This window comes from Kluyvera genomosp. 3 (assembly GCF_011765685.1).
In the GTDB taxonomy this organism is placed as follows: domain Bacteria; phylum Pseudomonadota; class Gammaproteobacteria; order Enterobacterales; family Enterobacteriaceae; genus Kluyvera; species Kluyvera georgiana_A.
In genome coordinates this window covers 2,436,003-2,461,140 of record NZ_CP050321.1, presented here as the reverse complement: position 1 = coordinate 2,461,140, position 25,138 = coordinate 2,436,003, and the positions used below count along the sequence as shown (strand labels likewise).

The 25,138-nt window shown below is 53.8% G+C and carries 22 protein-coding genes; 8 read left to right on the top strand and 14 right to left on the bottom strand.

All coding sequences use genetic code 11. The annotated features are described in order from the left end of the window. Positions 1-3: 3 nt before the first annotated feature. Positions 4-2,157 carry a formate dehydrogenase subunit alpha gene (gene fdhF, locus GY169_RS11495; RefSeq protein ID WP_167577291.1) on the top strand — a complete coding sequence of 718 codons (2,154 nt, stop codon included), beginning with the start codon at positions 4-6 and terminating at the stop codon, positions 2,155-2,157. 45 nt (positions 2,158-2,202) lie between these two features. Here fdhF and GY169_RS11490 read toward each other — a convergent pair whose 3' ends face one another. Both GY169_RS11490 and GY169_RS11485 read right to left on the bottom strand, forming a co-directional pair. After that, positions 2,203-2,661 (bottom strand): (2Fe-2S)-binding protein, encoded by a 459-nt coding sequence (locus GY169_RS11490; protein WP_163446383.1) that lies wholly within the window; start codon positions 2,659-2,661, stop codon positions 2,203-2,205. A 43-nt stretch (positions 2,662-2,704) separates the two neighbouring features. Next, on the bottom strand, positions 2,705-5,911 hold the full coding sequence (locus tag GY169_RS11485) for a molybdopterin cofactor-binding domain-containing protein (protein WP_167575809.1): 3,207 nt from the start codon (positions 5,909-5,911) through the stop codon (positions 2,705-2,707). Positions 5,912-6,288: 377 nt separating this feature from the next. Between GY169_RS11485 and GY169_RS11480 the strand changes: the two genes are divergently transcribed. Continuing rightward, positions 6,289-7,602 carry a glycoside hydrolase family 10 protein gene (locus tag GY169_RS11480; RefSeq protein WP_411908116.1) on the top strand — a complete coding sequence of 438 codons (1,314 nt, stop codon included), beginning with the start codon at positions 6,289-6,291 and terminating at the stop codon, positions 7,600-7,602. 327 nt (positions 7,603-7,929) lie between these two features. Then, on the top strand, positions 7,930-9,141 hold the full coding sequence (locus GY169_RS11475; protein ID WP_167575808.1) for an amino acid permease: 1,212 nt from the start codon (positions 7,930-7,932) through the stop codon (positions 9,139-9,141). A gap of 49 nt (positions 9,142-9,190) precedes the next feature. Here the strand turns inward: GY169_RS11475 and cfa are convergent, their stop codons facing one another. Then, positions 9,191-10,345 carry a cyclopropane fatty acyl phospholipid synthase gene (cfa, locus tag GY169_RS11470; RefSeq protein ID WP_167575807.1) on the bottom strand — a complete coding sequence of 385 codons (1,155 nt, stop codon included), beginning with the start codon at positions 10,343-10,345 and terminating at the stop codon, positions 9,191-9,193. Positions 10,346-10,520: 175 nt separating this feature from the next. Here cfa and GY169_RS11465 point away from each other — a divergent pair, with 175 nt between their 5' ends. Next, on the top strand, positions 10,521-11,258 hold the full coding sequence (locus GY169_RS11465) for a helix-turn-helix transcriptional regulator (RefSeq protein ID WP_223882163.1): 738 nt from the start codon (positions 10,521-10,523) through the stop codon (positions 11,256-11,258). Here the strand turns inward: GY169_RS11465 and GY169_RS11460 are convergent. Further along, complete coding sequence (locus GY169_RS11460; RefSeq protein WP_163446387.1) at positions 11,255-11,605, bottom strand: PerC family transcriptional regulator; 351 nt, start codon at positions 11,603-11,605, stop codon at positions 11,255-11,257. The two genes, GY169_RS11465 and GY169_RS11460, sit on opposite strands and share 4 nt — an antisense overlap. A 268-nt stretch (positions 11,606-11,873) precedes the next feature. Here GY169_RS11460 and GY169_RS11455 point away from each other — a divergent pair, with 268 nt between their 5' ends. Then, positions 11,874-12,650, top strand: a complete 777-nt coding sequence (locus tag GY169_RS11455; RefSeq protein WP_167575805.1) for an MBL fold metallo-hydrolase — start codon at positions 11,874-11,876, stop codon at positions 12,648-12,650. Positions 12,651-12,665: 15 nt separating this feature from the next. Further along, the gene (locus tag GY169_RS11450; RefSeq protein WP_167575804.1) at positions 12,666-13,613 is read left to right on the top strand and encodes a GlxA family transcriptional regulator; all 948 of its coding nucleotides are present in this window, start codon (positions 12,666-12,668) and stop codon (positions 13,611-13,613) included. A 314-nt stretch (positions 13,614-13,927) separates the two neighbouring features. On the opposite strand, the gene GY169_RS11445 is transcribed toward GY169_RS11450, so the two are convergent. The 8 genes from GY169_RS11445 to sad form a co-directional block, all read right to left on the bottom strand. Continuing rightward, positions 13,928-14,368 (bottom strand): GNAT family N-acetyltransferase, encoded by a 441-nt coding sequence (locus GY169_RS11445; RefSeq protein ID WP_167575803.1) that lies wholly within the window; start codon positions 14,366-14,368, stop codon positions 13,928-13,930. A gap of 10 nt (positions 14,369-14,378) precedes the next feature. Next, complete coding sequence (locus GY169_RS11440) at positions 14,379-15,293, bottom strand: bestrophin family protein (protein WP_167575802.1); 915 nt, start codon at positions 15,291-15,293, stop codon at positions 14,379-14,381. 273 nt (positions 15,294-15,566) lie between these two features. Continuing rightward, on the bottom strand, positions 15,567-17,018 hold the full coding sequence (locus GY169_RS11435) for a tagaturonate reductase (protein WP_167575801.1): 1,452 nt from the start codon (positions 17,016-17,018) through the stop codon (positions 15,567-15,569). 114 nt (positions 17,019-17,132) lie between these two features. After that, a complete protein-coding gene (locus GY169_RS11430; protein WP_167575800.1) occupies positions 17,133-17,660 on the bottom strand; it encodes a GNAT family N-acetyltransferase in 528 nt (175 codons plus the stop codon). Positions 17,661-17,748: 88 nt separating this feature from the next. Continuing rightward, on the bottom strand, positions 17,749-18,741 hold the full coding sequence (locus tag GY169_RS11425; RefSeq protein WP_167575799.1) for a sensor domain-containing diguanylate cyclase: 993 nt from the start codon (positions 18,739-18,741) through the stop codon (positions 17,749-17,751). 165 nt (positions 18,742-18,906) lie between these two features. Next, entirely contained in the window at positions 18,907-19,272 is a 366-nt protein-coding gene (locus GY169_RS11420) for a DUF4186 domain-containing protein (protein WP_163446395.1), read from the bottom strand. After that, positions 19,272-20,198 carry a glutaminase B gene (gene glsB / locus GY169_RS11415; RefSeq protein ID WP_167575798.1) on the bottom strand — a complete coding sequence of 309 codons (927 nt, stop codon included), beginning with the start codon at positions 20,196-20,198 and terminating at the stop codon, positions 19,272-19,274. The genes GY169_RS11420 and glsB overlap by 1 nt, the downstream gene beginning before the upstream one ends. Before the next feature lie 71 nt (positions 20,199-20,269). Then, positions 20,270-21,655, bottom strand: a complete 1,386-nt coding sequence (gene sad, locus GY169_RS11410) for a succinate-semialdehyde dehydrogenase (protein ID WP_167577290.1) — start codon at positions 21,653-21,655, stop codon at positions 20,270-20,272. 103 nt (positions 21,656-21,758) lie between these two features. Here sad and ptrR point away from each other — a divergent pair, with 103 nt between their 5' ends. Continuing rightward, positions 21,759-22,637, top strand: coding sequence for a putrescine utilization regulator PtrR (gene ptrR, locus GY169_RS11405; RefSeq protein WP_167575797.1), 879 nt, complete (start codon positions 21,759-21,761; stop codon positions 22,635-22,637). On the opposite strand, the gene GY169_RS11400 is transcribed toward ptrR, so the two are convergent. Further along, positions 22,591-23,070, bottom strand: coding sequence for a GNAT family N-acetyltransferase (locus GY169_RS11400; protein ID WP_163446398.1), 480 nt, complete (start codon positions 23,068-23,070; stop codon positions 22,591-22,593). The genes ptrR and GY169_RS11400 overlap by 47 nt on opposite strands. A gap of 151 nt (positions 23,071-23,221) precedes the next feature. Here GY169_RS11400 and GY169_RS11395 point away from each other — a divergent pair, with 151 nt between their 5' ends. Continuing rightward, positions 23,222-24,166: an L-lactate dehydrogenase gene (locus tag GY169_RS11395; protein WP_163446399.1), complete on the top strand. Its 945-nt coding sequence runs from the start codon at positions 23,222-23,224 to the stop codon at positions 24,164-24,166. A 40-nt stretch (positions 24,167-24,206) separates the two neighbouring features. On the opposite strand, the gene GY169_RS11390 is transcribed toward GY169_RS11395, so the two are convergent. Then, positions 24,207-24,995 carry a PhzF family phenazine biosynthesis protein gene (locus GY169_RS11390; RefSeq protein ID WP_167575796.1) on the bottom strand — a complete coding sequence of 263 codons (789 nt, stop codon included), beginning with the start codon at positions 24,993-24,995 and terminating at the stop codon, positions 24,207-24,209. Between the last annotated feature and the right edge of the window lie 143 nt (positions 24,996-25,138).

Here is a 25,138-nt window from a genome sequence, read left to right as displayed (position 1 = left end):
ATGATGAAGAAAGTGACCACCGTCTGCCCTTACTGTGCCGCTGGCTGCAAGCTGCAGCTGGTGGTTGAGGACGGGCGGATCGTGCGCGCAGAAGCGGCGATGGGCAAAAATAACCAGGGGACGCTGTGTCTGAAAGGCTACTACGGCTGGGATTTTGTCCACGATACCCGCATTCTGACGCCACGGCTGCAAACGCCAATGATCCGTCGCCAGCGTGGCGGCAAACTGGAAGCCGTTTCGTGGAACGAGGCGCTGGATTACGTCGCCGCGCGGCTTAGCGAGATCAAAGCAAAATATGGCCCCGACGCCATTCAAACCACCGGTTCTTCGCGGGGTACCGGCAACGAAACTAACTATGTGATGCAAAAGTTCGCCCGCGCGGTCATCGGCACCAATAACGTTGACTGCTGCGCGCGCGTCTGACACGGCCCTTCGGTTGCAGGTCTGCACCAATCGGTCGGTAACGGCGCAATGAGCAATGCCATCACCGAAATTGATAACAGTGAGCTGGTGTTTATCTTCGGCTACAATCCGGCAGATTCTCACCCTATCGTCGCCAATCATGTGCTTAATGCGAAGCGAAATGGCGCCAAAATTATTGTCTGTGATCCACGGCGTATAGAAACCGCCCGGATTGCCGATATGCATCTGGCGCTAAAAAATGGTTCGAATATCGCGCTGTTAAACGCTATCGGCCACGTCATTATTGCGGAGGATCTCTACGACAAATCTTTCGTTGCCCAGCGTTCTGAGGGCTTTGAAGAGTACCGTAAAATCGTCGAAGGCTATCCGCCGGAGTCGGTTGAAGAGATTACCGGCGTCAGCGCGCAGGACATTCGCGCGTGCGCCCGACTGTATGCCCGCGCCACGACGGCCACGATTCTTTGGGGCATGGGCGTCACCCAGTTCTACCAGGGGGTAGAAACGGTGCGCGCTCTGACCAGCCTGGCAATTCTGACCGGCAATCTTGGCAAAGCGAGCGTCGGCGTCAACCCGGTTCGCGGGCAAAATAACGTTCAGGGGGCCTGTGATATGGGCGCCCTGCCGGATACCTATCCGGGCTATCAGTTCGTTAACGTTGCCGAAAACCGCGAGAAGTTCGCCAAAGCCTGGGGCGTCGAAAGCGTGCCGGCTCATACCGGCTATCGTATTAGCGAGCTACCGCATCGGGCAGCGAACGGGGAAGTCCGCGCAGCGTACATTATGGGTGAAGATCCGTTACAAACCGACGCCGAGCTGTCGGCGGTGCGTAAGGCGTTTGCGACGCTGGAGCTGGTGATTGTGCAGGATATTTTCATGACCAAAACCGCCGCGGCGGCCGACGTCATCCTCCCCTCGACGTCGTGGGGCGAGCATGAAGGGGTTTATACCGCCGCAGACCGGGGTTTCCAGCGCTTCTTTAAAGCGGTGGAGCCGCAGTGGGACTTGAAAACCGACTGGCAAATTATTAGCGAAATCGCCACCCGCATGGGCTATCCGATGCACTACCGTAACACTCAGGAAATCTGGGATGAATTGCGGCACTTGTGTCCGGATTTCTTCGGCGCCACCTATGAGAAAATGGGTGAACTCGGGTACGTACAGTGGCCATGTCGGGATGAATCACCGGCGGATAAGGGAACCTCATGGCTGTTTGCCGATCGCTTCTCCACGGCAAACGGGCTGGCGAAATTCTTCACCTGTGATTGGGTAGCGCCAATCGATAAATTAACGGAAGAATTTCCGATGGTGCTCTCGACGGTACGCGAAGTAGGCCACTACTCCTGCCGTTCGATGACCGGCAACTGTTCAGCGCTCTCGACGCTGGCCGACGAACCGGGTTATGCGCAGATCAATACCGCCGACGCAGCGCGTTTAGGTATTGCCGATGAATCGCTGGTGTGGGTGAACTCACGTAAAGGGCGAATTATTACCCGGGCCAAAGTCAGCGAAAGGCCCAATAAAGGGGCGATTTATATGACCTACCAGTGGTGGATCGGCGCCTGTAACGAGCTGGTCACGGAAAATCTTAGCCCAGTCACCAAAACGCCGGAGTACAAGTATTGTGCGGTGCGGGTAGAGGCGATTGCCGATCAGGCGGCAGCGGAACGCTATGTCATAGAAGAGTATGCGAAGCTCAAAGCACAACTACTGGAATGCAGCGAGAGTCATGCGTAATCGGCGTTGGGGAGGTTTCAACCTCCCCGGCGCGCCATCACCGCGTTATGACTTTAAGGCGTGATGAATTGAATCAAGAATCGGCTGGTAGCCGGTACAGCGACAGATATTACCTTCCAGCACATCCTTCAGTTGTTCATCACTCGGCTGCGGCACCTCTTGCAGCAGCGCGGTCGTGCTGACCAGCACGCCCGGCGTACAGAATCCGCACTGAACGCCGCCTTTCTCAACAAAGGCATTCTGCAATTTTTGCGTAATGGGGTTGTCGTTTAACCCTTCCAGGGTGGTGATTTCCGCCTCATCGCACTGTTCTGCCAGCACCAGACAGGAACAGACCGCTTTGCCGTCCATCATCACCGTACAGGCACCGCATTCACCAATAGAGCAGCCTTCTTTTGTCGCGGTTAGCTTCAGGGTGTTGCGAACCAAATCCAGCAGACGCATATTGCCTTCGACCTTAGCTTCCACCAGTTTGCCGTTGACCTTCACTTTAATGATACTCATCTCGTTGTCCTCGACAGGGCGCCGGGCGCCCTGCTTTCATTGATTATTGAGCGGATGCCTGCGTCATCATGTCGCGGAACATGCTGACAAAAACCGGCTGCTTATAGGCGGCAGACCAGCGTTTGCCGATCGCGGCATAAATCAGCTTGTCCAGCACCTCGCAGGCGCTATCAACGGTTTGCGGCGTGATACGCTGCCCCACCAGGCAGCGCTCGACATCGAGCAGACGCTGCGGTTTGCTGAATAACGCGCCGTCGACCAGACGGCAGTAGCTCACGGTACCGTCAGCGGTGATTTCCAGCAGCGCGGTTAAGCTCTGACGGGTAATGTTCAGTGCATTACGTCGTCCAAGCTGATGGTAGAACCCCTTCGCTTTTGGGTGCGCCGGCGGCGGAAGGATCACGCGCGTCAGCAGTTCATCTGGCTGGCGTTGCGTTTTGTAGCCAGAGAGCAGGAACTCGGCCAGTGACATACGCCGTGTGGCAGCATGGGAACGCAGTTCAACGCTGGCGTCGTAGAGAATCGACGGCGGGATGGAGTCACCACATGGCGCCGCGTTGACGATATTGCCGCCGATGGTGGCGCGGTTACGAATCTGGTGTGAGCCGACGGTATGACAGGCCTGCACCAGCAGCGGGTAACGTTCGCGCAGCAGAGGGTGGTCGGTAATACGGTTAAAGGTGACCGCGGCGCCAATCGACACTTCGTGGCTTTGCGGATCTTCCGTCACCTGAGTCAGTTCGCTGAGACGAGAGATATCAACCAGCTTCACCGATTTGGTTTGCAGACGCCCCTGAACGATCACATCGGTCCCCCCTGCGATGACCGTGACACCGTCACTTTCAAGCAGCGCCAGGGCTTCATCCAGCGTCTTCGGGCGCGTCACCGTAACGTCTGTCAGGCGCAGCACCTGCTTTTTGTTCTCCTGTTCAATCATCAGTTCACTTTGCCGTGCCGGTTTTTTCAGGTTATAGCCAAGAATCACCTGTTCCAGCGTCAGCGGCAGCTTATTAAAACGCGTGCCTAGCGCAAAACTTACGGCGTTATTGATGGCGGCGGCCGCCAGTTCAGTCGCCGGTTCGCCGATACCTTTTGCCCCAAGCGGGCCTGCTTTATCCGGGTTTTCCACCCCGATCACCGTAATGGCGGGAATGTCCTTGATCGTTGGCAGCAGGTAGCTATCAAAGTTCTCCGACTTCACCTGGCCGTGCTCAATATTGAAATCTTCCAGTAGTGCGTAGCCGAAGCCCTGCGCCACGCCGCCGCATACCTGCCCTTCAAAACCGACGGGATTGAGCACCTGACCGACATCATGCGCGGCGGTGACGTGCAGCAGGTCGGTCTTACCCGTGCTGATGTTCACCCGCACTTCCGCCACCTGGCAACCATATACCCAGGTGAAGTACGGGCTGCCACAGCCTTTTTCTTCATCCCAGTGGATCGGCGGCGGCACAAACCAACCGTATTCCGTCAGGCTGACGCTGGCCCATTTAGTTTTATTAACCGCATCTTTAAACGCGATACGTTGGCTATCATCTTGTTTATTGATGATAAAACCGTCCTGCCAGCGGGTATCTTCAAGTCGCGTCGCGCCGATGGTCTCACCCACGACGCTCAGAATACGGCGCTTAATTTTCTCTGCCGCGTCCAGAATCGCCCCGCCGCCAACCATCGTCCCGCGCGTGGCCGCCGTTGAGCCCCCGTCGCCGATCACCGAGGTGGGCGGTTCACTGAAGTGAATGTCGGCCATCGCGATTCCGAAAGCTTCAGCGGCGATTAGCGACATGGTGGTCTGTAGCCCCTGACCGTTTTCCGACACCGACGTGGAGAGGTTGACGCTGCCGTCCTCGTTCACCTGAATCAACGCCGTTGAGGTATCGACACCTTCCGCACCAATGGAGCAGCCGCGGTAGCTGAGCGCTAACCCAATGCCGTAGCGATATACGCCACCCTGTTCGTTCAGCACATGGTAATGCTTACGCTTGGCCATAAACTCCGCCGAGGCGGCGGCCTTTTTCAGCACCTCGAGTGCCGACACCGTATGCTGATCGAAAACCTGGCCAGTGACGGACGTATCGCCTTGACGTAATGCGTTGATTTCACGTATTTCAACCGGGGAAATATTCAGATACTCGGCAATTTCATCCATCAACGATTCATTCGCATAAACCACCTGCGGGGAACCAAAACCGCGCATCGCCGAGGTATAACTGTTGTTGGTGTATATCGCTTTCACATCAATATGCACATTAGGAATGGCGTAAGGACCTGCCGCCTGTACGGAAGAACGCCAGGTCACAAACGGTGATGACGCGGCATAGCCCCCGCTGTCGGCGAGAATATCGACTTTCATCGCCTGGATACGTCCGGCGTCGCTAAAGCCGACTTTGTATTTCATTTTGTACGGGTGGCGCTTGCAGCTTTCAATAATGGACTGTTCACGGGTATAGGCGAACTTGATTGGTTTTCCGGTCAACCGTGTCAGCAGCGCGGAGCGGCAGGCAAGATGATCAATCACATCATCTTTACCGCCAAACGAACCGCCCATCACCGCGCGCTTGACGTTAATCTGGCTCTGCGGGCAGCCCATAAATTTGGCCACAAAGCCGCGCACGCGGTGCGGGTTCTGAATGGAGCCGGAAATAATCAGGCTGCCATCGGTAGGATCAAGCCAGGTCAGTACCACTTCCGGCTCAATGTAGGCGTGTTCCTGGAAGCCCACCTCATATTCGCGTTCAAGGATATGCCGGGAATCGGCAAATCCCTTTTCGATATCGCCTTTCAACGTGTGGTGATGCGCGGCAATATTGTCGTCGCGCTCCGGGTGAATTCGCCGTGCATCCGGCGCCAGCGCGGATTCCACGTCGGTTAGCGGCGCATACGGCGTGTAGCGCACGTGAATTTTGTCAGCCGCTTCGCATGCCGCCTCATAGGTGGTTGCGGCGACGACGGCGATCACGTCGCCGTGAAAGACCACCTCATCTTTGACGATTGGCAGGTAATCTTTAACGATAACGCCGACCACCGGCGTGCCGGGAATATCCTGCCAGGTGGCAATCCTGACCACACCCTCTACCGCCAGCGCGTCGCTGAGATCCAATTCTTCGATTTTGCCCGCCGGGATATCCGCATAGCGGCAGACGCCGTAGAGCATATCCGGCAACGTAATATCATCGCCGTATAGGGCGGTTCCTTTGACTTTCGCCAATCCATCCACGCGTCCTGGCGACGCTGAACGCAAAGCACACATAACGCTCCCCTTATTATCAATCCTGTAAGTAGTTACGGGAAAAGCCCATCGCTACGTACAAATCCAAGATTTATGCCAGAGATCAACGAGGTGGCTGTTAGGGTTCGTTTTTGTGATTGCGCCCGCGTTAATGGTCAATCACAGGGAGAAATCGGCCTGTCGAACGAGAAGTGGGCAGAGAATTCGTGTCGTGCTGTCGGTGAATTATCAAAGTAATAATCAGTTTTTATCAAAATAATAATGGCTTAGCGCGTATTAACCGAACATTCACTGTCAAGGGTCAGTAAAGGTCACGCTCCCTGCTGGCTAAGCGATTGACTTCGCCGCAAATAGTACGAAAATGTTCCCCACTCGTGACAACCCGAATAACGGCACCTATGACTTCCAGCTCTTTTCGTTTTTCCCGCCTCTCCACCCTGAAAAAGGCCAGCGCGCTGATCGTTGCCGCATTTTTACTGGTTAGCTGCGATTCGAAACAATCGACGACGCCCTCCTCTACCGTGAAACCGGGCAGTTCACAGCAGAGCAACGAACCGATGCGCGGCGTCTGGCTAACCACGGTGTCACGTCTTGACTGGCCGCCGATAAGCTCCATCAATGCGCCTGACGCCACCCTGCGCGTCGAACAACAGCAAGCCGCGCTGCGGGCAAAACTCGATAAGCTGAAAAGTCTCGGCATCAATACCGTTTTTTTCCAGGTAAAACCGGACGCAACGGCGCTATGGAAATCGGACATTCTGCCCTGGTCTGATGTGATGACCGGCAATATTGGCGAATATCCTGGCTACGATCCGCTGCAGTTTATGCTCGATGAAGCGCACAAACGCGGCATGAAAGTCCATGCCTGGTTTAACCCGTATCGGGTTTCGACCAATACCAAACCCTCAACCGTCACCGCGCTCAATAACACCCTGTCGATGACGCCTCCGAGCGTGTTTGTGTTACATCGTGACTGGATTCGCACGGCCAGTGACCGTTTTGTCCTCGACCCAGGTATTCCGGAAGCGCGTGATTGGATCACCAGCATCGTTGCCGAGGTGGTGTCGCGCTATGACATCGATGGCGTGCAGTTTGATGATTATTTCTATACCGAAACCGCCGGTTCTTCGCTGAACGACACAGTCACCTTCCGCCGCTACGGTCAGGGGTTTGCCTCGAAAGCGGACTGGCGTCGACACAATACGCAGGAATTGATCGCCCAGGTCTCCCGCACCATTAAGCAGTTGAAGCCGAATGTCGAGTTTGGCGTGAGTCCTGCCGGCGTATGGCGTAACCGTTCGCACGATCCGGCGGGGTCGGAGACTCGCGGTGCAGCAGCCTACGATGAATCCTATGCCGATACCCGTCAGTGGGTGCAGCAGGGTTTGCTCGATTATATCGCCCCGCAGATTTACTGGCCGTTTGCCCGTGATGCGGCGCGTTACGACGTGCTGGCCAAATGGTGGGCTGACGTGGTTAAACCGACCAACACGCGCCTTTATATTGGTATCGCACTATATAAAGTGGGCGAACCCTCGAAGAATGAGCCGGACTGGAGCATCGAAGGCGGTGTGCCGGAGCTGAAAAAGCAGATTGACCTGAATGAGTCGGCCGCCAACATCAATGGAACGATTCTGTTCCGCGAAGCTTATCTGGAACAACCGCAAACACAGCAGGCCGTTGATTATTTAAGAAGCCGCTGGGGGAAATAATAACCACAAGGAATCAGCCACTACTGGCTGATTCCTTTAATAAAAATCGAGATAAGTTACATCGGTGTGAATTATAATCAGTAATATCTTTTTATCTCACCAATAATAAGAAAAAAAGCTTGCAGCCGCTGCGGCGGTACCCGTAGTATCGAAAACAAGCACAATGAATAAATAATAAAAACGACCTCATCCCTCTACATTTCTTTCCCGTTTGGATACCCAATAATTCGCCCATTAACGTTCGCGTTATTCTCGATATATATGAGTACTATGACTAAAGACACCGTAATATCTCGTCCTCAATGGACGAAAAAGGACACCATCTGGATGATGGGTGTGTATGGCGCTACCGTCGGAGCAGGCACGCTTTTCCTGCCGGTAGAAATCGGCACGCGCGGTCCGCTCGTCTTTATTCTCCTGCTTCTACTCGGTTTCCCGCTATCGTTAGTACCGCACGTGCTGATTTGCCGCGTTTTTATGCGCGATAATGCCGGGCAAACGCAAAACGACCGCACGCTGCCGCTCTTCGGCTCTTTCTTCGGCGCCAAAGGCCGCCAGGCAATGAAGCTGTTTTTCTGCGTCGCGCACTATCCTGTGACGTTGGTGTACGCCGTTTCGCTCATTAATGCCCTCAGCCATTTCCTTAACGAACGTCTGCATTTCGCCGGCTTCAACCGCGCCTCTCTGACGCTGGTCGTGCTTGCGATTTTGCATCTCGTGCTGAGTAAAGGCCGCGATAAAGTCGTCAGTACTATGAGCGCACTGGCGTTACCGTTCGCCATCGCCATCATTGTGGTGGCCGCTTCGCAAATCCCGGCATGGGATATCAGCAACATCACCCACGCCTGGCAGTTGACTCACGCCACCTCGGTTGGTAATTCACTGAAAGATTTGTGGCTGACGCTGCCGCTGATCGCCTTTTCACTCTGCTCCGCGCCGCTGATTCCCGCGTTGGCCTCCTGGTATCGCGAACCGGGCAACGGTGGGGAAACCCAATCCGTTCGCGTGATTCGTCGCGCCTATGGTCTGATATTCTTCAGCATTATTTTCTTCGTACTGAGCTGCATTTTGAGCACCCCGCGCGAAACCTTTGAAATGGCCAAAGCGCAAAACCTCAACGTGCTGTCGGTTATCGGCGGTAATGACGGTATGAATGTGATGATCTATCTGGCGCCGCTGATTGCGATTCTGGGAATGACCAAATCATTTTTAGGTATTTCAATGCCGGTGGCCGAGACATTTAACGTCTTGGCAACGGACCTGTTGGGTATTAAACGGACCAGCCATATTAAGCAGATTAAATTAATGATTTCGGTCTTAATGTTTATCGTCACATCGGTGGTGGTTTATATTAACCCGGATGTCATTAATATGATCGAAACACTTTGTGGCCCGTTAATTGCCATTTTCCTGTTTATTATTCCAACCTGGTTAATCTTCACCCGGGCTGCGCTGAAACCGATGCGCGGTGTGGTCTCAATCATGGTGATGATCAGCGGCATTCTGACAGTATCCGCGCTGCTATACGGGATGTTCTGAAAACAAGCTGACTCAAGGGTGGCATAGTGGCCTATGCCACCCTCACGCATTAACGATAAACGTACATCCCGCCTTCCTTTCCCCGGCTAAACAGCACCTGCCAGAGTTCAATATCGCGGGCGCGAAATGCGCCGGCACAGGCACACAGGTAGTAATTAAACATCCGACGGAAACGCGGCGTATAACGTAGGGCCAGTTCGGGCCAGGCGTCGTTAAAACGTTGATGCCACGCCATCAAGGTTTTGTCGTAATCACTGCCAAAGTTGTGCCAGTCCTCCATGATCAGCCGTTTTTCGCTCACGCTGGCGATCTGACGAATCGAAGGCAAACAGCCGTTCGGGAAAATGTACTTGTTAATCCACGGGTCGACGTTTACACCACTTTCATTGCTGCCAATGGTATGCAACAAAAACAGCCCCTCTTTCTTCAGGCAGCGGTCAACTACGCTAAAGTAGGTGTCATAGTTTTTCGGCCCGACATGCTCGAACATCCCCACAGACACAATGCGATCGTACGTTCTATCCAGGTCGCGATAATCCTGAAGCAGAATCGTGACGTCTAAACCTTCACCGCGCTGCTGGGCCATTTTCTGCTGCTCTTGCGAGATGGTCACGCCATCAACGCTAACGCCATAGTGTTGCGCGGCGTAGGCTGCCAGCCCTCCCCAGCCGCAGCCGATATCCAGCAGACGCATACCTGGCTTGAGCTGTAATTTTTCACAAATCATCTTCAGCTTGGCATTTTGCGCCTGCTCAAGCGTCTCCGCTTCTCGCCAGTAAGCGCAGGAGTATTGCATGTGGGGATCAAGCATGCGGGCGAAGAGATCGTTGCCAATATCGTAGTGTTCTTTGCCAACAATCCAGGAACGTCGACGCGTCTGGAGATTAAATAATCGTGCACCGGCAATGCGCAGAATATCTTTCAGGTTTCCCGGCATCTGTTTATCCAGTTTGCCTTTGAGAATTTTATAGAACAACACATCCAGTCGGTCGCAATCCCACCAACCATCCATATAACTTTCGCCAAAACCGAGAGAACCTTGCTGAAAAACACGCTTAAAAAAATCAGCATGATGAACCTGAATATCCCAGGGGCGCGAACCGTTAATCTTAATATCCGCCTGCTGAAGCAGTTCTTTAGCCATTCGCGACCAATTATCATTCAATTCTTCAACATTTATTACGTCAGAGCAAACCGTCGCCATAATCCTAATCCGTCATCAAGTCATTTTATTCTGCGTGAGATTATCATTGATAACACGATGGTATGTATTATGATGTCAGGACATTATTTATCGAGTAGACGCCATTATGGTCGACAAGCGCCCCCCTTTTTCCAGCATACAGCCTAAGAAGTGGTTTTCATCGCAGGATGATTCGATGAAAGAGCTGCCGCAGTCGGTTTATTTTCGCTCATATGTGCTTGAAGCCAATAATCATGTTGCCGACCACAGCCATGTCTTCACCCAATTCCATTTTGCCCGTACCGGTAGTATGCGCATCGACGTGGCGGGAAAATGTTGGGTGATACCGGCGCATTATGGAATCTGGATCCCACACAACATCACGCATGCGGTATGGGCGCTGGATGATGTGTACCTGGAGAGCGTGGATGTTGAACCGGCATTTTTACCCGTGCCGATTAACGAGTGCAAAATGGTGGCAATCAGCGATTTTGCCCGCGAATTCATTCATTATGCCACCACAAATACGCCAGAACGCTATGACATTTCCGGTAAAGAGGGTCAACTGGTGAGCGTGCTGCTGGATGTTCTTTTGCAGCTTCCGGAGGTGGAGTTGATGTTACCGTGGCCGCATGATGATGCTCTGATAAAGGTATGCAGAACGATTCAGGAATCACCAGGACTGGAACATTCAATGGAATATTGGGCCGATCATCTGGGCATGTCGGCCCGTACTTTTTCCCGTCATTTTAAAAAAGAGACCGGTCTACCTTTTAGCGCGTGGAAACAGAAAATGCGTATTCTGGAGTCGGTCATGCTGCTGAAGAAAAACAAAAATGTCACCGCCGTAGCGTTAGAGGTGGGTTATTCGAGCACGGCTGCATTTAGTTATGCTTTCCGCCAGGCTTTGGGCGTTCCTCCTTCCAGTTATTAATGGATAGGTTTGCTTCTGGGATTATATTTATAGATAAACGCACTCGATCTTCCGGTGAGCAGCTGGACTTCTTTAATGCTATATCCTTGCTGTAGCAACTGCTGAATTCTAATTTTATCCCGCTCAATGTTTTGCTTCTTTTCGTTTCCTGTAAGCGCTACAGCAGGTGATTTTATTTGCAAATGTAAACTGCAGAGATCTATTTTTTCCGCTGCCAGTCGGCACTGGGTTTTATCAGCGTCAAAATGTGTAGAGACTTCCCGCCAGATACGTAGAGCACGGCGGTAAAAACCTTTCGTTTCGTTAAGTTGGGCGAGCACAATGAGTGCATTAACTTCTGCGGACATAATCAAAGACCCAGTAATGAATGAACAGTACGCGTATGCGCTATGGCTGACTTCATTTGTATGATAAATACAAATTCCCCGTACTGTCTACGGACAACCTGCTCTTTTTACATACTGATTTTTCATACTTTCCATGCCTGAATGGCATCGTTGCGGTACCAGACAGTAGAAAATTGGCCCAATTTCATCGAAAACTGGCTTTCAGCCAATGGCGAGATTTTGCCGCTGCCGCATACTGTCTTCAGTGACCCCAACACAGGATTTGACGATGGACATCATGCAAATACGCAATGCGACTCAGTTGATCGCTTATGCGGGTAAACGTTTCCTTATTGACCCAATGCTGGCGGCAAAAGGCGCCTATCCTGGCTTTGCAGGCAGCGCACGCGCTCACCTTCGTAACCCGATGGTTGAATTGCCAGTCCCCATCGAGCGCCTGCTGGATGTGGACGCCATCATCGTGACACATACCCATCCCGACCATTGGGACGACGCTGCGGCGGCTTTGATTCCGAAATCTATGCTGATTTATGTACAGAATGCCAGCGACGAGGCCATGCTCCGCGCTCAGGGGTTTACCCAATTACGCCAGCTTTCCGACACCAGCCGCTATGGCGATATCATGTTGACCAAAACCCACGGTCAACATGGTTCTGACGCCGCCTATGCTATTCCTGAACTGGCTCAGCGTTTGGGGGAAGCCTGCGGTGTGGTATTCCAGCATCCTGATGAAAAAACGCTCTATCTGCTCGGAGATTCAATCTGGACCAAAGGTATCGAAGAGAACCTGCGCCAGTATCAGCCCGATGTGCTTATCATGAATACCGGTTGGGCACACCTGCTGGGTTTTGGCCCCATCATCTTCGGAATGGAAGATGTCCTCAAAGCCCACAGCCTGTTACCGCAAGCGCAGATCGTCGCCACCCATATGGAGGCACTCAATCACTGTCTTGTTACGCGCAGCGCCTTGCTGGAATATGCGCGCGATAATCAGATTGAAACCTTCGTCAGTGCCCCGGCCGATGGTGACACTGTCACCTATTAACAAGAGAAAAACGCTATGACCACCACCTCGGTTGCTATCGTCGCCAGCGAAGGCTTCAGCACATTTCATTTTTCGGTTCCGCTGATTCTGTTTGGCGATAGCGTCAGCAGCGAAAAGCGTTTCACACGCTATATTTGCGCAGAAACGCCTGGAATGGTCTGGTCTAAGGAGGGCACGGCGGTCATCGCTGATGCTGATTTTTCTACCCTTGCTCAATGCGAGATTGTCATTGTTCCCTTCTGGCGGGATGTGGATGAAAAACCCTCACCCGCGCTGCTCGCTGCACTGGTCGCCGCGCGTCAAAATGGCGCTACGCTGGTCGGTCTGTGCCTCGGCACCTTCGCATTGGCTTATGCGGGGTTACTGGACCATCATCGCGCCGTGACCCACTGGGAGTTTGAAAACGCGTTTCTGCGCTTATTTCCCGACGTGCGGCTCGACGTCAACGTGCTTTATACGGACGATGACGGTCTTATCACCTCCGCCGGTACCGCCGCGGCGCTGGACTGCTGTCTGTACGTTATCCGTCAGCGTTTTGGCACAAAAGTAGCCAACCAGATAGCCCGACGGATGGTCACGCCGCCCCATCGGGAAGGCGGCCAGACGCAGTACATTGAGCAAGCGCTGCCGCAACGGAGCTACGATAAACGCATCAATAATCTGCTGGATTTCTTACAGCAGAATCTCGAGACACCGCTCAGTATTGATCTGCTGGCCGAACGCGCGGCAATGAGTCGTCGCTCTTTGACCCGCCATTTTCAGAAGGCCATGGGGATGTCGATTGGGGAATGGGTGACGACAGAGCGACTGCGGCGAAGCCAACGACTGCTGGAGAGCAGCCAGCTGTCCATTGAGCAGGTTGCGGAACGTGCGGGCTTTCAGTCATCTATCACGTTTCGTCAGACCTTTCGTGAAAAAATGGGCGTCAGTCCCGGCGAGTGGCGTAAGACGTTTCAGGGATGAAGCGCCCGATGTTATCCACAGAAACGGTGCACAACCTTGTGGGTAAATAGCCTAAAAGCCGTTGATTATTGGCATGTTCATACATTGTACAAGGGCGCAACAGGTATCGCGCCCGGAAGGACGGTTTCGCTCTACTCGCTTTAGCTTACCAGCTAAAGGAACGAACCAGCGACAGGTCCCAGGCAGTCGCAAACAGTGAAATGAACAGAATGATGTTAACGGCAGTCTCGATACGCCTTTCCATTTTGATTCTCCTTATGTCACTGCAACCATTAAACACGGAAAACCTTAATGATTTATTCTGTGTATTCGGTTTAAAGCCTAACACAATATCGTACATAATCATCCGCAGCGATGAATTCATCATAAAGCTTACGGGCAGGATTATGAATACGAGTATGCCAGTAGAAACGTGACCACCCCTGCTCTTTGGCCTCATTTAGCACGAAATGCATCAGCTGGCGTGCAATTCCCTGGCCGCGGTACGCCGGCTCAACGAACAAGTCTTCCAGATAGCAGATGGGTGAACTTACCCAGGTCCCTTCGTGCAGAACACAGAGCGCGAATGCCGCCACACGTCCATCCACCACGGCAACCCGGCCAAAAATTGGCGATTCAGGACTCAGTATTCGCTGCCAGGTATGCTCGGTGATCTCATCAGCAAGGCTGCTGCCATAAAAGTCGTTATATCCTTTCCACAGCGCTAACCACTGAGCTTTATCTTCTGCCTGAATGGGACGGTTCACAACGTTCACGTGTCACCTCTTAGCTGAGCTGATAGTACTTATCGACGGTAAGGCGCGCAGGTATCTCTGTGGCATCGTTCATTTGCAGCAGGTCTATCTCAATGGCATTGCAGATGGCATCCAGCGGTAAGTCATTATTTTCCATACCGAAGGGTTCTTCAAGCTCTTCTGCTAACGTATCCAGCGAGATAAAGGTATACGAAATCAGCACCGAGACAAACGGCGTCATATAGTGCAAATCAACCACCAGAGCAAACGGCAGCATGATGCAGAACAGATACACCGTACGGTGAAGAATCAACGAATAGGCGAAGGGTACCGGCGTGTTGGCAATACGCTCGCAGCCCGCCAGCACGATAGACATATCGTTAAGACGGATATTCAGACTGTGGAACAGAATATCCGACAACTCACCCGCCCGACGACGTTCCGCCAGCCACTCACCCATGATCAACAGAATTCGGTTCGCCGGAGACTGTGCGGCCAGCACCTGGTTAAGATGCTGCTCGCTAAGATACTTTGCCAGCACGGCACGTGTCGGCTGACGGCGTAGAGTCAGACGAAGACAATGGGCAAAGGCAATCTGCAAACCTACAAATTCACTCACATGCGGATCGTCATGCAGCGTATTTTTGACCTCGCGAAGCAAAGAGCGTGAGGCGATCATCAGTTGGCCCCACAGTTGTCTCGCCTCGACGTAGCGTGAATAGCAGGCGTTATTGCGAAACCCCAGAAAGATTGCAATGGCCACGCCGAGAATACTGAACGGCGCGACGGTCAATTTCACGCCAAGCGACGAATACCACGGCAAAATGAGGATCACCACAATCGACAACAGAAAGTTGAGCAGTAAACGCGAGAAAATTTTTGGCAGTACCGAGCCGTGCCAAACGAAAATGCGAGCCAGCCAGTGCTGGTGAGGACGAACGATCATTTTTATATCAATCAGGTTAATAAGTTGTGTATTAAACGTGATCTTCATCATGTATTCAAGCGATGATCAGGCGGTAATGATATGCTTTGCGGCGCTCCTTCTTACTGGCAGACCCTTTTGCTCGATGTTTCATGAGGATAATAAGCGAATAAAAAATGTATGTTGTAACTAATAAAGGAGACTGGCAACGATGCATCGCCCTCTTTGCGCTTGGTCGCACAACAAACAAAAAACCCGGCCAGTGCCGGGTTTAAAGCTGCGATCAGGCCGTGATTAGCAAAGCGGCTGTACCGCTTTACGCATACCCTGAGTCAGAATAGCGTCGAGGTCAGCTGCGACTTGTTCGACCAATCCGGAAACCTGTGTAAGATCTTGTTCCCAGTGCTCGCTGACAGACAGTACCGCGCTGACCAGATCGGTGGTGCTAATCTGTTGGTCGCGATGTTGCGCCCACAGCTGCTGGTAACGTTCAATCCAGTGCGCATCATCCTGCACCGGATAGGCTTCACCGTTACGTTCTGCGCGATAGAAGGCAATCAGAGCAGCCAACGCAAAAGTCAGACGCGCAGGCAATTTACCGCTCGCCTTCTGCCCTGCCAGCAGCTGCGGCAGAATACGGGTACGGAATTTCGTCATACCGTTCAGCGCAATAGACAGCAGTTGGTGCTTGATATACGGGTTACGGAAACGACCGGTAACCGCACTGGCAAACGACTCCAGCTCGTCTTTCGGCAGGTCCAGCACCGGGATGATTTCCTGGTGGATCGCTTTCTCAACGAATGCGCAGATTTCCGCATCGTTCATCGCTTCACCCACGGTATCAATACCTGCCTGGAAAGCTACCGGCACCAGCGCGGTGTGCGCACCGTTCAGAATCGCAACTTTACGTTCTTTATACGGCTTGATGTCGTCAACAATCAGCACGTTCAGCGCCAGTTTATCCAGACGCAGTTCGCTGGCCAGCGATTTTGGCCCCTGAATCACGAACAGGTAGAAGTGCTCAGCGGTATCGAGGAAACCGTCTTTATAACCCAGTTCCGCTTCCAGTTGAGCGGCTTCATCACGCGGATAACCGGTCACGATACGGTCAACGAGGGTTGAGCAGAAGGCGTTAGACTCATTCAGCCAGGTCATGAATTCTGCCGGCAGCGCCCACTCCTGCGCGTAACGAACCACCAGCTCGTGCAGGGCTTCACCGTTATAATCAATCAGTTCGCAAGGAATGATCACCCAACCTTTATCCGCCGCACCGTTGAAGTGGCTGAAGCGCTCGAACAGCAGTCGCGTCAGTTTTGCCGGATAGCTAACCGCCGGTGCGTCGTCAAACTTATCGCCTGCGTGATAGCTAATACCCGCTTCGGTGGTGTTAGAAAACACAAAACGCATGTCCGGGTTATGAGCCAGCTTGAGGAATTCTGCGTAATCGTTATAGGCGCTGATTTCACGGTTGACGGAACGGATCAGACGTGCATCGCTCACCGCTTCACCCTTCTCATTCAGACCACGAATAATCGTGGTGTACAGGCCATCCTGAGTACTCAATGAAGGCGGGAAGTCGCTGGCGATCGGACGAACGATAACCACGCCTGAATTCAGGTCGGTATGTTCGTTCAGCAGGTCAATCTGCCAGTCAACAAACGCGCGCAGGAAGTTTCCTTCGCCAAACTGGATAATACGTTCAGGGTATTGGGCACCGGGGAAATCATGGCGGTTAAGTGTTTTCACAATGGGTTCCTTTCTGGATTAGTCATACAGCCTGCTCAATTGGTCTAATAACTTATCAGATTTTCCGCTTATGAAACCCTGTTTTGATCAAAACTGCGAGAATAAATAGTGAGTCTATAAAAATTTGTAAAAAATCGAGGTCGCCGTCAGCGTACCGTCTGGCATAAGGGCATAGCGCGGCACTTCGCCTACTTTCTGCCATCCGCAGCGCTGATAGAAGTTTTCCGCCCCGCTGCCAGTGGCAGTATCCAGCACCAGCACGTTTTTCCCCGCATCAACCGCAACCGCTTCCAGTCGCTGCATCAGCGCTCGCGCAATGCCGCCGCGACGGGCGCGTTCGTGTACTAACAGTTTTGCCACGTCGGCACGATGCGGTTGGTTTTCTGGCTGATCGATAATCAGCTGAACGGTACCGACAATCGTCTGGTCGACATCTTTGGCCACGAGAACCACGCGTTCGTCGCGCCCAACGCTGGCGGCAGTTCGCCGCCAGAATGCCAGCGCGGTATCGTGATGAAAAGGCAGCATAAAGCTAACCGATGCGCCGCCGTTGACGCAGTTGGTCAGGACGTCAGACAGCGGCTCAAGATGGGAGAGAATCTCCGCTTCAGAAAAGGTATGCAGCGTAAATGATGCGTTCATGATGGCCTCCTGGAAAATGAGGTTATCACTATTACGTTAACTTATTGATAACACAATAGGTCTTATCATCGCAGTTTCTTATGATGCGCTAATGCGCAAAAATCTGGTTCTTACCACGACGTTTTGCCTCATACAGCGCGCTGTCCGCCGCCTGTAGCCAGTCGGAGACTTCCAGCATTTCCGGCAAGGCGTCGGCAATCCCAATGCTTAGCGTGAGCGTCTGGCGATGATCCGGACGCTCCGTCACCACCGCCGTCGCGTCCATAATCCGCTGGGCGATTGAGCGCCCTTCTTCAAGCGTGGTATCCGGGAGCAGGATAACAAATTCATCGCCGCCCAGACGTGCGGGAGTATCCGTTGGCCGGGTCGCCATCTGCAAAATTTGCGACACGGTTTTGAGCATTACGTCGCCCACCTTATGGCCGTAGCGATCGTTAATCTCTTTGAAATTGTCGACGTCGATAAACATCAGCAGCGAATGGCCGCAGTCCCGTTGCAATCGGATCAATTCCCATGAAATACGCTGCTCCAGCAGACGACGATTGGCGATATCCAGCAGCGGGTCGAGCATCGCAATACGTTCCAGTTCCTGGCTCTTCAGCCGCAGCTTGACGGCAATGCTATCGGTAAGCAGACTCAGTGCCAGAACATATAAGGAAATCAGTGGCAGCGTCGCCAGCATCGTGCGTTGACTTACCACGCCATAAAATGGCATACCGATCACTACCCAGCTGATCGCAAATCCCGCCAGCATGGCCAGCGCGGCTTTACGCATCAACATTTGTCCCCCCGCAGAGAGCCTATCAGTCAGCAGGATCGTGGCAATCGCGACTGATGGCAGCGGATTCATCGCCATCATCGCTATCCAGAAGCCACCCACTCCGGCATCCCATATCAGGTTCTGTTGTTCAACCTCACGGGGTATTGGCGCGAGCATGGCACGCAGATAAGCTACGGTGGGCCAGACAAAGGCGTTCAACGCCAGTAAGATCTTCAGGTATTCAGGTCGATGAAGTTCGGCAAGAACGGAGAAAATAGGCAGAAAACAGAGGAAGGTGCCGAGCATCCGCATCAGAAACATCCGTCTGACAAACCGGGTTCCCGCTCCCCCATTGTTCGCAATAAGTTTGTCAAAACTCTTCATAACACAATTTATTCCGATGCGATGCCAGCCGTATCATATTGAGGGCGGCATGTCGAAACAAGCTATCAAAATAGATAGCTTTTCAGAATAAACTTAAGCGTGCTAGCGTTCGTTACGGTTCATCTGGATGACCAGCCAGTGGTGAATAACACCCACAATATAGCGCTGTTGATCCGCACTCAGCGCCTGCCCCTGCGGGATATGGTGCCATTTTTCCAGGCAGCCGCGACAGCAGGTAGCGGTGGCGTGCTGAGCAATAAACACCGGGTGACCACGCATCGGTGTCTGTTTACCGTCGTTCTTCGGCTGTGCGGGCGCCAGACGCCCGGCGATAAAATCGGCCGCATGGCTATCGATAATCTCCGGGCCTTTATCAATACAGTACTGCCGCTCTTTTGCGCCAAGGCGAAAGCGGCTGCGGAAGGTTGAACGCTGCAGCCGCGCAAACAAACTGTCGAGAGTATCCATCAGTAAACTGAACGTCCTATCTGCTGCGTCAGCACCTCCAGGGCTGCCACGCCGGCCAGGGAGTTACCCGCGTCATCCAGTTCCGGGCTCCAGACAGCTATCGCCATTTCGTGCGGTACGATAGCAACCACGCCGCCGCCCACGCCAGATTTCGCTGGCAGCCCTACTCGCCAGGCGAATTCGCCGGCGTTCTGGTACATGCCGCTGGTTGCCATCAATGCATTAACCTGCCGCGTCTGCATGGGGGTGATCACCGGCGTGTCGAGATGCAGCGCCTGCCCCTGGTTGGCAAGGAACAGAAAAGTCCTCGCCAGCTCTACGCAGTTCATCTCAAGCGCACAGTAATGGAAGTAATTTTGCAGCACGGTCGCCACGTCGTGATGGAAGTTACCGAAGGATTTCATCAGCCAGGCGATCGCCGCATTCCGCGCCGAATGTTCAAACTCCGAGCGCGCGACCTGCGCGTCATAACCGATGTTCGACACGCCGCTCAGCTTACGTACGATCTCCAGCATCCGCTGGCGCGGTGCGCTGAGTCGCCCTTGCAGCATATCGCAGACCACCAGCGCGCCAGCGTTAATAAACGGGTTACGTGGAATACCCTGTTCAATTTCCAGCTGTAAAAGAGAGTTAAACGGCTGCCCGGAAGGATCTTTACCCACACGCGACCAGATCTCCTCGGCCTGATAGTGATTCATCGCCACGACCAGACTGAGGACTTTGGAAATTGATTGAATGGAGAATCGCTCGTTGGCGTCGCCAGCGCTAAAGTGCTGCCCATCGACGGTACTGATAGCGATCCCCAGTTTTTTGCCGCTCACGCAGGCCAATGCCGGAATATAGTCCGCCACTTTCCCCTGCCCAATCAGCGGCCTGACGTCGTCGAGGATCGACGCCAGCATGGCATTATTGATAACCGTAGCCACTTACCACTCCTTGCCCACAGGCTATTTTCGGCCAGGGAGTATAGCAGAGCGTAAGGGCTACGTCGTTTCGCTTATCGACGATCTTTCCATACCGTTTGAACGTTACAGAATTCGCGCAGGCCAAAATGCGACAACTCACGACCAAAGCCGCTCTTTTTCACGCCGCCGAAGGCCACGCGCGCATCGCTGGCACTGTAGCCGTTGATAAACACGCCCCCGCACTCCAGCTCGTCGGCAAAACGCTGCGCCTGTATCGGGTCCGCGGTAAAGACCGTTGCCGACAGACCAAACTCACTGTCGTTCGCCAGCACCAGCGCGTGATCGGCATCGCGTGCGACGGTGATCGCGGCCACCGGGCCAAACATCTCCTGACGGAAGGCGGTCATCGTCGGAGCCACATTGGCCAGCACGGTGGCCGGATAATAGTTGCCTTCACTGCTGGGCAGTTCGCCGCCCAGTAAGAGAGTCGCCCCTTCGTTAATCGTCGCCATCACCTGACCATGCAGCTCATCACGCAGATCGAAACGGGCCATTGGGCCGAGATAATTTGCTTCATCCCGCGGGTCGCCCATTTTCAGCGCCGCGACGGCAGCAACAAACTTGTCGGTGAACTGCTCGGCAATGCTCGCTTCCAGAATAAAACGCTTAGCCGCCGCACAGACCTGTCCGGTATTCTGATAGCGGCCAATCACCGCCGCTTGCACCGCCGTATCGATGTCCGCATCGTTCAGTACGATGAACGGATCGGAACCGCCCAGTTCCAGTACGCACTTTTTCAGCGCGGCACCCGCCTGCGCACCAATCGCCTTACCCGCGCGCACGCTGCCGGTAACAGTGACAGCGGCAATCCGTGGATCGTTAATGATTTGGGAAACACCGTCATTAGTGGCGTTCACCCAATTAAAGACGCCTGCCGGAACGCCCGCTTGCGCGACAATATCTCCAATCAGCGCCGCACAGCCCATGACGTTCGGCGCGTGCTTGAGTAGATAGCTGTTACCCGCCAGCATAATCGGCACCGCGCCGCGCAGAACCTGCCACAGCGGGAAGTTCCATGGCATCACCGCCAGCACCGGTCCCAACGGACGGTACTCGATAACCGCCTGATGGTTTTCCACCTGGGTTGCTTCGGTCGCCAGCATCGCCGGGCCATGTTCGGCATACCAATCGCACAGATGGGCCGATTTTGCCACTTCACCGCGCGCCTGATTAATGGGTTTACCCATTTCGCGGGTGATGCAGTGCGCCATCTCTTCAGCCCGCTCGCGCAGCACGCGGCCAATGGCGCGCAGGGCATCGGCACGCTGCGCAACGGACGTTTTGCGCCACTGACGGAAAGCGTTATCGGCCAGGCTAATCGCCACATCCACGTCAGTAGAGGACGCCCACGGCAGCGCGGAGAGTGTTTCGCCGTTGGCCGGGTTAACGGAGACGGCATGGGTTGCAGGTGAAGTCATCTTTTTCTCTCTGATTGATTGCGTCATGGTGACATCCTCACCTATTCTTCCGTTTATGAAAACTGAATAATATTAACCGAACCATTCACGATATGAGAAAGCCATGGATTTAACTCAACTGGAGATGTTTAATGCCGTCGCCCAAACCGGCAGCATTACTCAGGCCGCGCAGAAGGTGCACCGCGTGCCGTCTAATCTGACCACTCGCATTCGCCAGCTGGAAGCCGACCTTGGCGTCGATTTATTCATTCGTGAAAACCAGCGTCTGCGCCTGTCGCCAGCGGGGCACAGCTTTCTGCGCTACAGTCAGCAAATTCTCGCGCTGGTCGATGAAGCCAGAATGGTTGTCGCTGGCGATGAGCCTCAAGGGCTGTTTGCACTCGGTGCGCTGGAAAGCACCGCCGCCGTGCGCATTCCGCAGACGCTGGCGTCCTATAACCGCCGCTACCCGCGGATCCAGTTTGATCTGGCCACCGGCCCATCCGGTACCATGATCGACGGCGTACTGGAAGGTACACTGAGCGCCGCTTTTGTCGATGGTCCGGTGATGCATCCTGGACTCGACGGCATGCCGGTCTATCAGGAAGAGATGATGATTGTCGCCGCCCACGGCCATCCCCCCATTACCCGCGCCAGTGAGGTCAACGGCACCAGCATTTACGCGTTTCGCGCTAACTGTTCCTATCGTCGTCATTTTGAGAGCTGGTTTCATAGCGATCAGGCCACGCCAGGGCGTATTCACGAAATGGAGTCTTATCACGGCATGCTGGCCTGCGTGATCGCCGGCGCCGGGTTGGCATTAATGCCGCGTAGCATGCTGGAAAGTATGCCCGGGCATCAGCAGGTCTCCGCATGGCCGCTGGCCGAGAAATGGCGCTGGCTAACGACCTGGCTGGTGTGGCGGCGCGGCGCGATGAGCCGCCAATTGGAAGCGTTTATTGCGCTGCTTGATGAACCTGCGTTACCAGAGACTTCGTCATAAATACGCTGAGCGGATCCGGTTGATACGGCGCAAACGCCGCGCAAATTTGATAGCCACTGCGTGTGTACAGGTTAATTGCCGCATGCTGATGAATTCCGGTTTCCAGCTGCAACGTGGTGCAACCGCGTTGCAGTGCCACCGTCTCCAGCGCTGTCAGGAGTTTTTCCCCGAGCCGCTGGCCTCGGTGCGTCGGGTCGATAAATACCCGTTTCATTTCACCGCAGCCGTCGTCTGCTAATACGATGGCGCCGCAGCCGACAGCGGTTTCTCCCTGGCGAATCAGCATGACGATAATCTGGTTTTCCGGCAGCGCCGCAAGGTCAATCAGGTGGTTACTTTCTGCCGGATAGAGCGTGCTCTGATATTTATCCAGCTCGTGAATCAACGCGCTGACATCCGGGTCGGCAGGGGAAGTGATAGCGATCGTGTACATGGCAGGCTCCTGTTTATTCTATCACCCCACTCTATCATTCACCCTCATGTCGTCTCATAGCATTAACTTATATTGTCGGCCGGGTATTGCGCTAACCACTTGTTAACGAGTAGCTTTATCCCCTGTTTTTTGCCCATGTAATGGAATAACTATGAACACGAAAGCCCGTAAAGTCATGATCATCGGCGCCGGTAACGTTGGCGCGTCAGCTGCTTATGCGCTACTGAATCAGAATATTTGCGAAGAACTTATCCTGGTCGACCTGAACAAGACCCGCGCAGAAGCGCATGCTCAGGATCTTAGCGATGCCGCCGCCTATATGCCCGGCATGATGACCATTACCTGTCGCGATGCCAGCGACTGCGCCGATGTGGATATCGCCGTGATCACGGTGTCCGGCGGCGCATTAAAGCCGGGTCAAACCCGTCTGGATGAGTTAAAAAGCACGGCCAAAATCGTCCACAGTATCGTGCCGCAGATGATGGCAGGCGGCTTCAACGGCATCTTTCTGATCGCCACCAACCCGTGCGATATTATTACCTGGCAAGTCTGGCAGCTATCCGGCCTCCCTCGCAGTCAGGTCATCGGCACCGGCGTGTGGCTCGATACCACGCGTCTTCGCCGCAAGCTGGCGCAGGATCTGGATATCGGTGCGCAAAGCATTGACGCCTTTATTCTCGGCGAGCACGGCGACAGCCAGTTTCCGGTCTGGTCGCACTCTTCAGTCTATGGCTCGCCAATCGAACAGGTTTATCGGCACCGTACCGGCCGCGAACTTGACCGCCAGGCGATGGCCGACAGCGTGCGCAAGCTAGGTTTTGAGATCTACGCCGGTAAAGGCTGTACCGAGTACGGTATTGCGGGAACCATTGCCGAGATCTGTCGCAATGTCTTCACCGGTAGCCATCGTGCGCTGGCCATCTCCTGCATTCTTGATGGCGAATATGGCGTGAACGGCGTCGCTATCGGTGTGCCTGCCGTGCTGGCGCAAAGCGGCGTTCAGCAAGTTATTGAGCTTCAGCTGGAAGCGGACGAACAGGAAAAGTTCGCCCGGTCGGTTGAGGTGATTAAAGCGAATATTGCGCTATTACCCTAGTTCTGAGTCAGTCCACCCGGCTGAGCACAGCGACGCCGGGTTAATCCAGAAACACCTTACCCTGCAAATAGGTTCTCGCCTTCCCGCTCATGAAGACCCGTTCTCCCCGCCACTCACAGCGTACATCGCCGCCACGGGCGGATACCTGACGCGCCAACATCTGCGTTTTCCCCAACTTTTCACCCCAGTAAGGAATCAACATCGTGTGCGCCGAGCCAGTCACCGGATCTTCCCAGACCGCTTCGCCTGGCGAGAAGAATCGGCTGACAAAATCGTATTCGCCGTCGCCTTTCGCCGTCACCGAGACTTTATGTTCGCCCGGTATCATCGCGCCGATATCCGGTTGCAGAGCTTCAACCTGTTGCCGATTCTCCAGTTCAATCACCCATGCGCGGCCTTTACGCGCGTGGCGATACTCGCCGATCCCGAGCGCACGCAGCATCTCTTCTGGCGGCAGCGCTTCTTCGGTCACACTGATGGGGAAATCCAGCGTCAACCATTCACCGCGACGGGTCACGGTTAAACGACCAGATAGCGTCTCAAAATGAACTCGCTCATCCGGATAGTCGAGATAGTTAAACACCACATGGGCGCTGGCCAGCGTGCCGTGACCGCAAAGGTTAACTTCATGACGCGTGGTAAACCAGCGCAACGCAAAGCCACCTGGCTGTTTCACAATAAACGCGGTTTCCGACTGATTATGTTGTTGCGCCATTTTAAGCAGCAGGTCATCTGCTGGCCATGATTCCAGCAGACAGACTGCCGCCGCATTGCCCCCAAAGGCTCGGTCGCTAAAGGCATCAACCATAAAAAAATCAATCTCGTGCATATTTTTCCTCTGCATTATCTCCACGTTATCGCAAACTGACACAAAATCTTAACAACGACAAGACCCTTTTTTCTGCAATCGGTGACACTGTCACTCAAACTTAAAATGAGATCTGAATCACATAATGATTGTGTTTGCAGCAA